This is a genomic window from Streptomyces sp. NPDC028368 (genome assembly GCF_055565615.1).
Genome location: NZ_JBVHTY010000012.1, coordinates 240,973 through 254,158, shown reverse-complemented (window position 1 = coordinate 254,158; position 13,186 = coordinate 240,973). Strand labels below are relative to the sequence as shown.

Genomic DNA, 13,186 nt, shown 5'->3' with positions numbered 1-13,186 from the left:
GCTACGCGGACGGACACGCGGCCCGCGGCGCGAGGGCCACGGCCCGGCTCGCGTCGGACCACTCCGCGACGAAGGCGAACCGGTCGCCGCGTACCGCCGTCTCACGCCATTCCACCGGCCGCTCCCCGGCCCGGCCCAGCCGCTCGATGGCGAACGCCGCCTCCCGGTCGGCGAGCCCCAGCAGCCACGCCTGCCGGACGTCCGGCAAAAACGGCTGGATCCGCTCCCGGCCGCCGGTGACCTTCACCGAGCAGCGCCGCGCCAGCTCGCCGTAGAGCGAGGTGTGCCCGAAGTCGGTCTCCAGCAGCGGCTCGGCGATCTCGGCGGGCAGATACGCGGTGTCGTGCGCGAGCGGTTCGCCATCCGCGAGGCGCAGCCGCTCCAGTACGACCAGCGGCGCGTCCGGAACCAGCCCCAGATACCCCGCGACCGTCCCGTCCACCGTCCGCTCCAGCCGCAGCACCTCGCTGCGCTGCTCCACGCCCTGGCCCTCCAGCTCACGGAAGAGGCTGTAGAGCGAGCCGAGCGGCTGCTGTATGCGGCGGGTGTCCAGCCGGCTGGCGCGGCCGCGTTCGGCGATCACCAGGCCGTCGGCGCGCAGTTTGCGCAGCGCCTCGCGGACGGTGTGCCGGCTGACCTCGTACTCGCCGGTGAGCCGGTGCTCGGCCGGGAACTCCTCGGTGAACGCGCCGGTCTCCATCCTCCGGCGCAGATCGGCGAAGAGCTGCGCCCACAGGGGGAGCGGCGAGCCCCGGTCCAGGGGGCGCGGGCCGGGGTCGGGGGAGTCCGGCTGGCGGGTCGTCATGGATTCCTCCGCGGGCGGGCGTACGCGGGTGTGCGCGAGGGACGGGCGTGAGGGAGCGGGCTTGTTGCCGCCCATCAGGCTGCCTAATGTACGTACATCCGTGCATCCGCACAACGGACGCTGCCCGAGCGGGCCTTGGGCACACCCCCTGGAGGCCACCGTGCATTTCGCGCAGTACTACCTCGACTGCCTTTCCCAGGCGTCGTACCTGATCGGCGACCAGCGCACCGGACGCGCCGTCCTGGTCGACCCGCGGCGCGACATCGACGACTACCTGCGCGACGCGGACGAGGTCGGCCTGCGTATCGAACTGGTCATTGAGACGCACATTCACGCCGACTTCCTCTCCGGCCACCTCGAACTGGCGCGGGCGACAGGCGCCACCATCGCCTTCGGTGAGGCCGCCGCGACCGGCTTCCCCATACGGCGGTTACGGGACGGCGAGCGGATCCGGCTGGGCGACGCCGAGGACGAAGGCGTCACCCTCACCGTCCTCGCGACCCCCGGCCACACCCCCGAGTCCATCTGCCTGGTCATCCACGAACACCCCGACGACGCCGTGCCGTTCGGCGTCCTGACCGGCGACACCCTCTTCGTCGGCGATGTCGGCCGCCCCGATCTGCTCTCCGCCGCCGGGCACTCCCCGCACGACATGGCGCTGCGGCTGCATCACTCCCTGCACACCAAACTCATGGTGCTCCCGGACGCGACCCGGGTCTTTCCCGCACACGGCGCCGGCTCGTCCTGCGGCCGCAACCTCTCCACCGAGACCAGTTCCACCATCGGCCACCAGCGGCGCCTCAACTACGCCCTGCAGCCCATGTCCCAGGCCGACTTCGTCCGTCTGGTCACCGCGGGCCAGCCCGCCACCCCCGGCTACTTCGCGCATGACGCGGCCCTCAACCGCGACGGACACCCTCTCCTGGAGCCCACCCCGCTGGCGGCCCTCACCCTGGAGGAGGCCCGCGCCGCCCGCGACCAGCACGGCGCCGCCCTCCTGGACTGCCGGCCCCTCGCCGCTTACACCGAGGCCCATCTCACCGGCTCCCTGCACACCAGCCTGGACACCCGGTTCGCCGAGTACGCCGGCAGCGTGGTGGCACCCGGCACCCCGATCGTGCTGCTCGCCGACCCCGGCACGGAGGCCGAGGCCCGCCTCCGCCTCGCCCGCATCGGCTACGACCGCGTCCTCGGCCATGTCCCCGACCCGGCCGCCGCCCTGGCCCGCGAGCCCGCGCTGACCACCCGCAGCCACCGCATCCACATCCATCAACTCCCCTCCGAAGAACACCAGTTGATCGACGTCCGTAACCCCGCCGAGTACGCGGCCGGCGCCCTCCCCGGCGCCCGCAACATCCCCTTGGCCACGCTCCCCGGCCACATCGGCCGCCTGGACCGCGAGCGGCCCGTCGTCCTGTACTGCCGCAGCGGAAACCGGTCGGTGATCGCGGCGGCGCTGCTGGAGGCGCGGGGGTTCGGGGATGTGCGGGATGTGGTGGGGGGCTATCAGGCGGTGGCGGGGGAGGGCGCGGTCCACGTGGGGTGAGGAGCTGCCCGGTCGGGCCAGGGCGGGCGGTCACTCCCGCCGGGAGCCCCTTCCCTCACCTTGTACGGCGCCCCGTCCCTCACCCCGTACGGCCAAGGCCACGGCCGGCGCCGCCACCAGGCGGACCAGGGCCAAGAGCAGCAGCGACGGACGCCCGCCCGCGGAGCCCTGCCCGCCGTCACCGGTTCCGGAACAGCGCGAGGTCCACCAGCGGGGCACGCGAGCGGCGCTCGGCTCGTACGAAGGCCGCGCGCAGGCGGGCAGCGCCAGGTTCAGCGCGAAGGAGTCCAGTTGGACGCAGAAGACGCCGAGGGCGACGGCGAGCAGTGCGGGCTCGCGGACCAGAGACACAGAACCGGGCAGGGAACGGGGCAGCGGCGGCGGGGGCTTGCGCCAGGAAGGGGACACGGGGGCCTCTCACACGTACGGAAGACGTCAGGGAACGTGCCGGTACGGGGAAGGGAGATTGGAGGCACCGGAAGCGGGGCAGAAAGGCCCGGGTGGCCGCGGAGTTACCGGCGGCGGGTGCGGGAAGAACGGCGCGGGGCCGGCGTGGGAGCGGCGCGGGGCGTCGTACAACGAACACCTGTACAACGGACGTTAATCGATCGTTGATCGCTCATCTTCATGCTGAACCGCATGTTGCGCCGTGTGACCTCAGAGCATGCAGATGACGCCCGGGAAAATCGAGAACCGCAGGCGTCGCGGATCGCCCTCACCTGGAGCGGGGAGCCGGGCCGGATGGAGGAGCTGACGCACGGCATGCTCCTCGAGCAGGCCGACCGGGCGGCGGCCGCACTCGCCCGACTCGGCGTGCGGGCCGGTGACCAGGTGGCGGTGCATCTGCCGCTGGTGCCCGAGTCGGTGATCGCCACACTCGCCTGCGGCCGCCTGGACGCGTTGCGCACCACGCTGCCGGTCTCGCTCACGGTGCCCGAACTGGTCGCGCGGACCCGGGAGTCGGGGGCCCGGGTGCTGATCACGGCGGACGCGGCGTTCTGGGACGGGGCCATACGGCCGGTGAAGGCGGTCCTCGATCACGCGCTGGCGCGGGGCCGCGCCAACGGCGGTGCGCAGGACCGTACGGTCCTGGTCGTGAACCGCTGCGCGCGCCCGGTGTCCTGGACGCCGGGCCGCGACCGGTGGTGGCACGAGGCGCTCGACGAGGCGTAGGGCCTGTCACCGGCACCGAGCCCGGTGGCACCGCAACGCCGCGGTGCCGCCGAGGGAAGCTCAAGCCGGGCTTTTGTTGCCGCGCACCACCTCGAGGTACTCGGCCACGGCGTCCCTGCTCCGGATCAGGCACTCGATGCGTTCCGTCATGCGGTCGCGCTCGAGTCCCAGGGTGGCGAGCATGTCCGGTGTCGCGTCGGCGAAGTGGATGACCCGGGGCTTGTCCAGGCACGGAAGGATCTGCTTGATGATCCGGGTGGGCAGTCCGGCGTCGAGCAGAGCTCTGATCTGCAGGACCCGGTCCACGAACCGCTCGTCGTACTCGCGATAGCCGTTCGCGGCACGGCCGGCGACGATCAGCTGCTGCTCCTCGTAGTACCGCAGCAACCGCCGGGGCGTGCCGGTACGCTCCGCGAGCTCTCCGATGCGCATGTGCTCCCCTCACACAATGTGACGCTTTGGAGCCTGCGCAGCACCGGATCCTGGAGGGGCCCGGCCCCGTACCCTGAAGAGGTGAGCACCACCCGTGAACCCGAACCGGCACCCGCGCCCGAGACCCCCGAGGCGGCCCGCCCCGCTCCCCGCCCCGCCGCGCTGATCTTCGACGACCCGCTGGACCAGCAGTCCTCGGACGACACCGACCGTGGCTGGGGCGAGCGCCCCACGTCCTCCGGCAGCGCCGCCGACCTGGCCCGCTTCCTCGACGAAAAGCCGCCCCACCACCTCTGAGCGAGGCGACGGGGCGGCGGGGCCGGTCCGTGGTGCTCGCTAGCGCTGCGTCTTCTGCGTGCCGATGGTGGCCGATGCCGAGGAGGCCGGGGCCGAGCCGTTGCGCTGGGCGAGGAGTGCGTCGCGGATCTCGGTGAGCAGTTCGATCTCGGTGGGGGCGGCGGCGGTGTCGTCGGCCGGCTTGCGGGCGTCCTGGCGGGCCTTCCACTTGTTCATCGGAAGGATCATGAGGAAGTACACGACCGCGGCGGTGATCAGGAAGGTCAGTGCGGCGCTGAGCACCGAGCCCCACAGGATGTAGATGCCATCCGTGAATGCGCCGGTCTTCGGGTCCGGGTGGCAGCTGGCGCTGAGGCAGGCCTTGTAGTTGTCGAGGTTCTGCGAGCCGAGCGCGCCGATGATCGGGTTGATCACGCCCTTGACCACGGCGTTGACGATGTTGGTGAACGCCGCACCGACGACGACCGCGACCGCGAGTTCGATGACGTTGCCCCGCATCAGGAATTCCTTGAATCCCTGCAGGACGCCCTTGTTCTCGCTCACCTGACAGCCTCTTTCCACGCTCGGTACGGACGGTGCAGCAACAATCAGCACCGCAACTTACGGCAGGGCGGGGCGGGGCTGTCCAGTCGCACCACACGAACCGGCGATCGGCAGGAGCGTCAGTACGGATTCGGCGGACCGGCCCTCCCCCGAGCTCTTGAAGAGCAGGGGGTACCCCCACCCGGAGAAGTTTTGCGTGCGACGGGTGGAGAAGCCACTCGATCTTGGGGCACGGCTACCGCCCTCCGGAGAGCGCCGCCGCCTGGCATCCGGTCGCGGGCGCGGTCCGTACGGCACCGTACGAAGCGCCGGCGGCCAGCGCTGCGGCGGCCAGCGCCAGCCCGGCCGCGAGCAGCCGCAGGCGCGACATCCGCTGCCATCGGCGTCGGCCGCCCTCGGGCCGTACCGGTGCGAAGTGGGGCACTTCACACGTCGGGGGAGTCGGCAGCGGCGGTTCGGGGAGCGGCGGCGCAGGGAGCCGTAAGGCGGTGGCGGGAAGGCCGGGTACGTGGCGGCCGAGTGCGGGAAGGCCGGGTGCGGGGAAGCCGGGGGAGGGACGGGGCATCGTCGTCACCGCCTGTCGGGTGGGTGCGGAATTCGGAACCGGTGATCACCACCGTGCCGGAATTCCTCGCCGCCCGCCGCGGGCTGTGGACGAGCCCGCCCCCTGTGGACAACTCGGCCACCCGCCAGAGCCCTACGGCAGCTCGATGCCCAGGTCCCAGCCCTCATGGGCGCCCGCGCAGCGGCAGTCGCGGGCGGCACTGTCTGGGAGGGCGGCGACCACGTCGAAGAGCACCTCGCGCAGCCGGCCGACGTTCTGGGCGAAGACCTTGAGGACCTCTTCGTGGGAGACGCCCTCGCCGGTTTCGGTGCCCGCGTCGAGGTCGGTGACCAGGGTCAATGAGGTGTAGCAGAGGCCCAGTTCGCGGGCGAGTACGGCCTCGGGGTGGCCGGTCATACCGACCACCGACCAGCCCTGCGCGGCATGCCAGCGGGACTCGGCGCGCGTGGAGAAGCGCGGGCCTTCGATGACGACGAGGGTACCGCCGTCGACCGGCTCCCAGTTGCGCCCGCGGGCCGCCGCGACGGCGGTCCGCCGTCCGACGGGGCAGTACGGGTCGGCGAACGACACATGAACGATGTTCGGGATGCGGCCGCTCGGCAGCGGGTCGCCGTCGAAATAGGACTGGGTACGGGACTTGGTGCGGTCGACGAGCTGGTCGGGGATGAGCAGCGTGCCCGGACCGTATTCGGGGCGCAGGCCGCCGACGGCGCACGGGCCGAGGACCTGGCGGACGCCGACCGAACGCAGCGCCCACAGGTTGGCGCGGTAGTTGATGCGGTGCGGCGCGAGGTGGTGGCCGGTGCCGTGCCGGGGGAGGAAGGCGACCCGGCGGCCGGCCACTTCGCCGAGGAAGAGGGAGTCGCTGGGTGGCCCGTAGGGGGTATCCACCGTGATCTCGGTCACGTCGTCGAGGAAGGAGTAGAACCCCGAGCCGCCGATCACACCAAGCTCCGCATGAGACATGCCGGTCACACTATCGGGGCGAGGCGACCGGCCACAGGTGCGGGCCGGGGAAAAGCCGCGGACCCCGCCGTCCATGCCGGCGGGGTCCGAAGAAGGTCTGGTCAGGCCGCGGAGCTGCTGCTCGTGGACGACGAGGACGACGCCGTCGAGGACGAGGAGGAAGCCGAGGACGACGAGGACGCCGTCTTGGTGTCCGAGCTTCCCGCCGAGTCCGACGAGGACGAGCCGCTCGACGAGGAGGAAGTCTTCGCCGGGCTGCTGCTGGACGACGAGCCGCGGCTGTCGTTGCGGTAGAACCCGGAGCCCTTGAAGACGATGCCGACCGCGGAGAACACCTTCTTGAGGCGTCCGTCGCAGCTGGGGCACTCGGTCAGCGCGTCATCGGTGAACTTCTGCACGGCCTCAAGGCCCTCGCCGCACGCGGTGCACTGGTACTGGTAGGTCGGCACTTGACTTCCTCCTGGCACTCTCACTCGATGAGTGCTAACGACGATCCATAGTGCAGTATTCCCGCCCGTCAGTCCACTGTGACCGGCGTACGGTGACCGACTCCACGTTCGGTCAGGCGCTCGCCAGCTCCCGCTCCCGGTCCTCGGTGACGGCGGTGGCCGGGGCGTCCGTGCCTCCGGCGGCGCTGCCCGCGACCACGGTCGACGAGCGCGGCAGCAGGTGCGCGCGCAGCGTCAGCAGCACCGTCAGTGCCAACGCCGTACCGGCCAGCGGCACCAGGAATCCGGCGCTCGGGCCGAAGCGGTCCGCGAGCTGGCCGGCCGAGGAGGACGCGGCCGCCTGGCCCAGCGCGACCGCGCCGGTCAGCCAGGTGAAGGCCTCGGTACGGGCGCCGGCCGGCACCAGCGACTCGACCAGGGTGTAGCCGGAGATCAGGGCCGGGGCGATGCACAGGCCGATGACCAGGCCGACGGCGGCCAGCAGCGGCACCGCGGTGACCGTCCACAGCGGGGTGGTGGCCAGCGCCAGCAGTCCGTAGCCCACCAGGAGCCGGCGCCGCGGGCCGACCTTCCAGGCGATGGCACCGCAGGCGATGCCCGCCAGCATGTTGCCGGCCGCGAAGATCCCGTAGAGGACGCCGTTGATGCCGGGGTGCCCGATGTGCTCGGTGAAGGCGGTCAGCGAGACCTGCATGCCGCCGAAGACGGTGCCGATGCCGAGGAACGCCACGATCAGGACGCGTACGCCGGGCACCGACAGCGCCGAGACGCGCGGCCGGTCGCCGGCCTGCGCCCGGTGGACGGGCGGCTGGGTGCGCCGCTGCGAGGCGAACAGCAGGCCGCCGGCCAGGGTGAGGACGGCCTCGGCGATCAGGCCGGCGGCCGGGTGGATGCCGGTGCAGAGGGCGGTCGCCAGCACCGGGCCGACGACGAAGGTGAACTCATCGGTCACCGACTCGAACGCGGCGGCCGTCGGCATCAGCGGGCTGCCGCCCAGCTTCGCCGCCCAGCGGGCCCGCACCATCGGGCCGACCTGCGGCGTCGAGGCGCCGGTGGGGACGGCCACCGCGAGCAGCGCCCACAGGGGGGCGTGCGCGAGGGCGAGGACGATCAGCGCCACGACGCCGGCGACATGCACCGCGACGCCGGGGAGCAGCACCGTGCGCTGGCCGAAGCGGTCGGCGAGCTTGCCGCTCTGCGGGGCGAAGAGCGCCATCGAGACGCCGGTGGCGGCGGTCACCGCGCCGGCGGTGCCGTAGGAGCCGGTGGTGGACTGGACGAGCAGGGTGATGCCGATCGTCAGCATCGCGAACGGCTGCCGGGCCAGAAAACCAGGCAGCACGAATGTCCATGCACCAGGGGTGCGCAGCAGTTGTCCGTAACCGGGACGGGAGTCCTTGACCGCGGATACCACGGCCGGGCCTTTCTGCTGCCTGGTAGCGCGCCGCCGCAAGGTCGTCACGGGTACGCGCCGAGAGCTGTCCTCTCGCGCAGGACCGAGTGATACCGCGTGGTCCTCACTAAAGGAAGTGGCTGCGCGTGTGGCAGTGGACCGCGGCCGCCGAGCGGTCGCGCCAGCTCTGCTTCAGGCAGAGTTGGTTCGTTTATTGCTTCTTCATACTACAGGCCGGAGCGCGTGAAGCCCTGGGATTAACCAGAGCTTCACGCGCAATTCCTTGGGATCCGTGGAGAGATACGGCACATACCGGCCGGTCGGAGTCGCACGGGCCTATCCGGGGCCTCGCGGGCCTTTCCGGGCCCCGCGGACCTCCGGGACCCGTCCGGGACCTGAGGCGTGATCCCTTACCCGGCGTCCCGCTGCCTGCCCCGGCGCTCTCCGGAGCCGCCGTGTCCACGGCCGCCCGCGCCCGTCCCCAGCCAGCCGGCCAGCTTGCCGCCCTGGGAGACCGCCTGCAGCCGCCGCTCGGCCGCATCCCGTACCGGATCGGTGGCCACCACCAGCAGCTCGTCGCCGTGCCGCAGCACGGTCGTGGGGAACGGTACGAAGCTGGAGCCGTCCCGTACGACCAGGGTGACCGCGGCACCCGCGGGCATCCGCAGCTCGCTGACCTCGACGCCGTGCATCCGGGAGGTGGGGCCGATGGACGTCGACAGCAGATGGCCGCGCAGCCGCTCCAGAGGGGCCGACTCGATGCCCAGGTCGGCGGCCTCCTCGTCGTCGCCGAGCCGCAGCCGCCGGGCGAGCCAGGGCAGCGTCGGGCCCTGGATGAGGGTGTAGACCACGACGAGCACGAAGACGATGTTGAAGACGCGTTCGCTGCCGGGGATGTCGGTGACCATCGGGATGGTGGCCAGCACAATCGGCACCGCGCCGCGCAGCCCGGCCCAGGACAGCAGGGTCTTCTCCTGCCAGGGCATGGAGAAGGGCAGCAGGCTCACGAACACCGACAGCGGCCGCGCCACCAGCGTCAGGATCATGCCGATAACCAGGGCCGGGATTATGTCGTCGAGCAGGTTGTGCGGGGTGACCAGCAGGCCCAGCAGGACGAACATGCCGATCTGGCCGATCCAGCCGAGCCCTTCGGCGAAGCCTCGGGTGGCGGCCGAGTGCGGCAGTTTGGCGTTGCCGAGGACCACCGCGGCCAGATAGACGGCGAGGAAGCCGGAGCCGTGCGCCAGGGCGCCGGCCGCGTAGGCGGAGACCGCGATGGCCATGACGGCGATCGGGTAGAGGCCGGAGGCGGGCAGCGCCACATGCCGCATGCCGTACGCCCCGAGCCAGCCGACGGCCAGCCCGATGGCGGCGCCGATGGCCAGCTCAAGGGCTATCTCGCCGAGCAGGGCGTACCAGTGCTCGACCGGCCCGGCCGTGGAGAAGGCCACGACCAGGATGACCACCGGGGCGTCGTTGAAGCCCGATTCGGCTTCCAGGACACCGGTCAGGCGGGCGGGCAGCGGCACACTGCGCAGTACGGAGAAGACCGCGGCGGCGTCCGTCGAGGAGACCACGGCGCCGATCAGCAGCGCCTGGCGCCAGCCGAGCCCGGCCAGATAGTGCGCTCCCGCCGCGGTGACCCCCACGCTCACCGCGACGCCGACCGTCGAGAGCAGCGCCGCCCGGGGCAGCGCCGGCTTTATTTCTTTCCACTTGGTGCCCAGGCCGCCCTCCGCCAGGATGACGACCAGGGCCGCATAGCCGAGGAGTTGGGTCAGTTCGGCGTTGTCGAAGACGACTCCGCCCAGGCCGTCCTGCCCTATGGCGATGCCTATCCCCAGATAGATGAGCAGGCTGGGGAGCCCGCTGCGCGAGGAGAGCCGTACCGCGGCCACCGCGATGAGCAGTACGAGCGAGCAGACCAGCAGGAGTTGATTGAGGTGGTCGACAGTCAGGAGCTGGTCCTTTCTCGCACGGGAGCCGGAGGGGAGCGGTCCCTGCGGACCGACGATCCTTACCGTATCTAGTTACTGAGGCTAACAATTTACCATTACTTGAAAGTCGAATGTGCCCGTAGTGACTCCGCGTAGGGGTCGCCGGACCCGTGCGCCTATGGTTGCTCCAGCACTCCCACCCTGCCCCTCGAAGGACAGAGATGCCCGCCAACAAGTCCGGCCCAGCCCCAAAAAAGAAGAAGGGGCGGCGCGGCCGCCTCGTCGCCATCACGGTCGTGCTGCTGCTCGTGGCGGGCATCGGCTGTGGCGCGTACTGGGGCGTGAGTTCCGTGCGCGCCTCCTTCCCGGAGACCACCGGGTCGCTCAAACTTCCGGGTCTGACCGACCCCGTGGACGTCTCGCGGGACGGCAACGGCATCCCGCAGATCTACGCCGACACCGACGAGGACCTCTTCCGCGCCCAGGGATACGTCCAGGCCCAGGACCGCTTCTGGGAGATGGATGTCCGCCGCCACATGACGGCCGGGCGCCTGTCGGAAATGTTCGGCAAGAGCCAGGTCAAGAGCGATGAATTCCTGCGCACCCTCGGCTGGCACCGCGTGGCGCAGAAGGAGTACGACACCAAGCTGTCGCCCAGTACCAAGAAGTACCTCCAGGCCTACTCCGACGGTGTCAACGCCTACCTCAAGGGCCACGAGGGCTCGGCGCTGTCCCTGGAATACACGGCCCTGGACTTCGAGACCGACTACAAGCCCGAGAAGTGGACGCCGGTCGACTCGGTCGCCTGGCTCAAGGCGATGGCCTGGGACCTGCGCGGCAACATGCAGGAGGAGATCGACCGCTCCCTGATGACCAGCCGCTTCAAGCCGGCGCAGATCGCCCAGCTCTACCCGGCATATCCGTACAAGCGGAACAAGCCGATCGTCGAGGGCGGTTCGGTCGACCGGGCCACCAAGCAGTTCAAGCCCAAGGGATCGGCCAACGCCGCCCCGGCCGGCACCGCCACCGCGGGGCTCCAGTCGCAGCTGTCCTCGCTGTCCAAGACCCTCGACAAGGTCCCGGCGCTGCTCGGCCCCAACGGCAACGGCATCGGCTCCAACTCCTGGGTCGTCTCCGGTGACCACACCACCACCGGCAAACCGCTGCTGGCCAACGACCCCCACCTGGCGCCGCAGATGCCCTCGCTCTGGTACCAGATGGGCCTGCACTGCCGTACCACCGGCCCCAAGTGCAACTACGACGTCTCCGGCTTCACCTTCTCCGGGATGCCCGGCGTCGTCATCGGCCACAACCAGAACATCTCCTGGGGCATGACCAACCTGGGCGCCGACGTCTCCGACCTCTATCTGGAGAAGATCAGCGCCAACGGGTACCTCTGGGGCAACAAGCAGGAGCCGTTCCTCACGCGCAAGGAGACCATCAAGGTCGCCGGCGGTGAGAGCCGGCAGATCACCGTCCGCTCGACCAACAACGGGCCGATCGTCTCCGACCGCGACGACGAACTGACCGGCGTCGGCAAGGACGCCCCGGTCGGCAACGCCGCACCGGACCGCGGCGACGGCTACGCCGTATCGCTGCGCTGGACCGCGCTGGAGCCCGGCAAGTCCATGGACGCCGTCTTCGAGCTCGGCCGCGCCAAGGACTGGACGAGCTTCCGCAAGGCCGCCGGGCACTTCGAGGTCCCCTCGCAGAACCTGATCTACGCCGACACCAAGGGCAACATCGGCTACCAGGCGCCCGGCCGGATCCCGGTCCGCGGCAGCGGCGACGGTACCTACCCGGCGCCCGGCTGGGACCCGAAGTACCGCTGGACCGGCTACGTCCCGCAGCAGGCCCTGCCGTACGAGTACAACCCCGAGCGCGGCTACATCGTCACCGCCAACCAGGCCGTCACCGACGAGAAGTACCCCTACCTCCTCACCAAGGACTGGGGCTACGGCTCCCGCAGCCAGCGGATCAACGACCTCATCGAGTCGAAGATCAAGGACGGCGGCAAGGTCTCCACGGACGACATGCAGACCTTCCAGAAGGACAACAGCAGCGAGATCGCCCGGCTGCTGACCCCGTACCTGACGAAGATCGACATCAAGGACAAATACGTCCGCGACGCCCAGCAGCTGCTGGACGGCTGGGACTTCACCCAGGAGCCCGACTCCGCCGCGGCCGCCTACTTCAACGCGGTCTGGCGCAACACCCTCAAGCTCGCCTTCGGCAACAAGATGCCCAAGGAACTGCGGCTCGAGGGCCAGTGCCTCAACGTCCGCCCGGCAGATGAGACAGGCCCCGCCGACGACCTCGACAAGCTGGTGCGCGAATGCGGCGAGCGGGCCCCCGACTCGGCGCAGCCCGACGGCGGCGACCGCTGGTACGAGGTGGTCCGGAAAATCCTCGACGACCCCCACAACGCCTGGTGGAAGACCGAGGACCGGCCCGGCCACCCCGGTGACAAGAACCGCGACCAGCTCCTCGCGGAGGCCATGAAGGACGCCCGCTACGAGCTGACCGCCAAGCTCGGCAAGAACATCGACAACTGGAGCTGGGGCCGCCTCCACCAGATGTACCTGAACAACCAGACCCTGGGCACCGACGGTCCCGGCTTCCTGCAGGGCCTGTTCAACCGCGGCCCGTGGAACGTCGGCGGCGGTGAGGCCGCGGTCGACGCCACCGGCTGGAACGCCGCGGGCGGCTACAAGGTCACCTGGGTCCCGTCCATGCGGATGGTCGTCAACCTCGCCGACCTCGACAAGTCCCGCTGGATCAACCTCACCGGCGCCTCCGGGCACGCCTACAACGATCACTACTACGACCAGACCGACAAGTGGGCCAAGGGCGAACTGCTGCCCTGGGCGTTCAGCGAGTCGGAGGTCAAGAAGAAGGCGAAGGACACCCTGACGCTGACGCCGTAACGCCGTTACGCACGGAGCGCACGCCGTCGGGGGGGGCGGGGGGGGGGCCGCCCCCCCCCCCCCCCCGCCCCGGCCGCCGCAGTTGCCGGACCCGGGCCCCCCCCCCCGCGGCCCCCCCCCCATCCCCCGCCCGGGGGGGGCCCCCGCCGGCCC

At 70.9% G+C, this 13,186-nt stretch carries 13 protein-coding genes; 4 read left to right on the top strand and 9 right to left on the bottom strand.

Annotated elements, in window-relative coordinates:
* Position 1 precedes the first annotated feature (1 nt).
* Positions 2 to 805, bottom strand: a complete 804-nt coding sequence (locus ACZ4S3_RS27005; protein WP_467938459.1) for a GntR family transcriptional regulator — start codon at positions 803 to 805, stop codon at positions 2 to 4.
* Positions 806 to 965: 160 nt separating this feature from the next.
* On the opposite strand from ACZ4S3_RS27005, the gene ACZ4S3_RS27000 reads away from it, so the two are divergent.
* Positions 966 to 2,351, top strand: coding sequence for a rhodanese-like domain-containing protein (locus ACZ4S3_RS27000; RefSeq protein ID WP_467938457.1), 1,386 nt, complete (start codon positions 966 to 968; stop codon positions 2,349 to 2,351).
* Positions 2,352 to 2,381: 30 nt separating this feature from the next.
* Here the strand turns inward: ACZ4S3_RS27000 and ACZ4S3_RS26995 are convergent, their stop codons facing one another.
* On the bottom strand, positions 2,382 to 2,759 hold the full coding sequence (locus tag ACZ4S3_RS26995; RefSeq protein WP_467938455.1) for a hypothetical protein: 378 nt from the start codon (positions 2,757 to 2,759) through the stop codon (positions 2,382 to 2,384).
* 243 nt (positions 2,760 to 3,002) lie between these two features.
* Between ACZ4S3_RS26995 and ACZ4S3_RS26990 the strand changes: the two genes are divergently transcribed.
* Positions 3,003 to 3,524 (top strand): AMP-binding protein, encoded by a 522-nt coding sequence (locus tag ACZ4S3_RS26990; RefSeq protein ID WP_467938453.1) that lies wholly within the window; start codon positions 3,003 to 3,005, stop codon positions 3,522 to 3,524.
* A 60-nt stretch (positions 3,525 to 3,584) separates the two neighbouring features.
* Here ACZ4S3_RS26990 and ACZ4S3_RS26985 read toward each other — a convergent pair whose 3' ends face one another.
* Complete coding sequence (locus ACZ4S3_RS26985; protein WP_467938451.1) at positions 3,585 to 3,956, bottom strand: MerR family transcriptional regulator; 372 nt, start codon at positions 3,954 to 3,956, stop codon at positions 3,585 to 3,587.
* A gap of 81 nt (positions 3,957 to 4,037) precedes the next feature.
* On the opposite strand from ACZ4S3_RS26985, the gene ACZ4S3_RS26980 reads away from it, so the two are divergent.
* Entirely contained in the window at positions 4,038 to 4,253 is a 216-nt protein-coding gene (locus ACZ4S3_RS26980; RefSeq protein ID WP_467938449.1) for a hypothetical protein, read from the top strand.
* A 39-nt stretch (positions 4,254 to 4,292) separates the two neighbouring features.
* Here ACZ4S3_RS26980 and mscL read toward each other — a convergent pair whose 3' ends face one another.
* The 6 genes from mscL to ACZ4S3_RS26950 form a co-directional block, all read right to left on the bottom strand.
* The gene (mscL, locus tag ACZ4S3_RS26975; protein WP_467938447.1) at positions 4,293 to 4,796 is read right to left on the bottom strand and encodes a large conductance mechanosensitive channel protein MscL; all 504 of its coding nucleotides are present in this window, start codon (positions 4,794 to 4,796) and stop codon (positions 4,293 to 4,295) included.
* A gap of 235 nt (positions 4,797 to 5,031) precedes the next feature.
* Entirely contained in the window at positions 5,032 to 5,361 is a 330-nt protein-coding gene (locus tag ACZ4S3_RS26970; protein WP_467938445.1) for a hypothetical protein, read from the bottom strand.
* Positions 5,362 to 5,493: 132 nt separating this feature from the next.
* Positions 5,494 to 6,327: an S-methyl-5'-thioadenosine phosphorylase gene (locus ACZ4S3_RS26965; RefSeq protein WP_467938443.1), complete on the bottom strand. Its 834-nt coding sequence runs from the start codon at positions 6,325 to 6,327 to the stop codon at positions 5,494 to 5,496.
* Positions 6,328 to 6,428: 101 nt separating this feature from the next.
* The gene (locus ACZ4S3_RS26960; protein WP_467938441.1) at positions 6,429 to 6,776 is read right to left on the bottom strand and encodes an FmdB family zinc ribbon protein; all 348 of its coding nucleotides are present in this window, start codon (positions 6,774 to 6,776) and stop codon (positions 6,429 to 6,431) included.
* A gap of 112 nt (positions 6,777 to 6,888) precedes the next feature.
* A complete protein-coding gene (locus tag ACZ4S3_RS26955; protein WP_467938439.1) occupies positions 6,889 to 8,190 on the bottom strand; it encodes an MFS transporter in 1,302 nt (433 codons plus the stop codon).
* A 389-nt stretch (positions 8,191 to 8,579) separates the two neighbouring features.
* Positions 8,580 to 10,127 (bottom strand): potassium/proton antiporter, encoded by a 1,548-nt coding sequence (locus tag ACZ4S3_RS26950; protein ID WP_467938533.1) that lies wholly within the window; start codon positions 10,125 to 10,127, stop codon positions 8,580 to 8,582.
* A 200-nt stretch (positions 10,128 to 10,327) separates the two neighbouring features.
* Between ACZ4S3_RS26950 and ACZ4S3_RS26945 the strand changes: the two genes are divergently transcribed.
* The gene (locus ACZ4S3_RS26945; protein ID WP_467938437.1) at positions 10,328 to 13,033 is read left to right on the top strand and encodes a penicillin acylase family protein; all 2,706 of its coding nucleotides are present in this window, start codon (positions 10,328 to 10,330) and stop codon (positions 13,031 to 13,033) included.
* Positions 13,034 to 13,186: the final 153 nt, after the last annotated feature.

Bases quoted from the DNA above. Each gene is read 5' to 3' on its own strand.
- ACZ4S3_RS27005 (WP_467938459.1), bottom strand. From the start codon at position 805: ATGACGACCCGCCAGCCGGACTCCCCCGACCCCGGCCCGCGCCCCCTG.
- ACZ4S3_RS26985 (WP_467938451.1), bottom strand. From the start codon at position 3,956: ATGCGCATCGGAGAGCTCGCGGAGCGTACCGGCACGCCCCGGCGGTTG.
- ACZ4S3_RS26970 (WP_467938445.1), bottom strand. From the start codon at position 5,361: ATGCCCCGTCCCTCCCCCGGCTTCCCCGCACCCGGCCTTCCCGCACTC.
- ACZ4S3_RS26965 (WP_467938443.1), bottom strand. From the start codon at position 6,327: ATGTCTCATGCGGAGCTTGGTGTGATCGGCGGCTCGGGGTTCTACTCC.
- ACZ4S3_RS26945 (WP_467938437.1), top strand. From the start codon at position 10,328: ATGCCCGCCAACAAGTCCGGCCCAGCCCCAAAAAAGAAGAAGGGGCGG.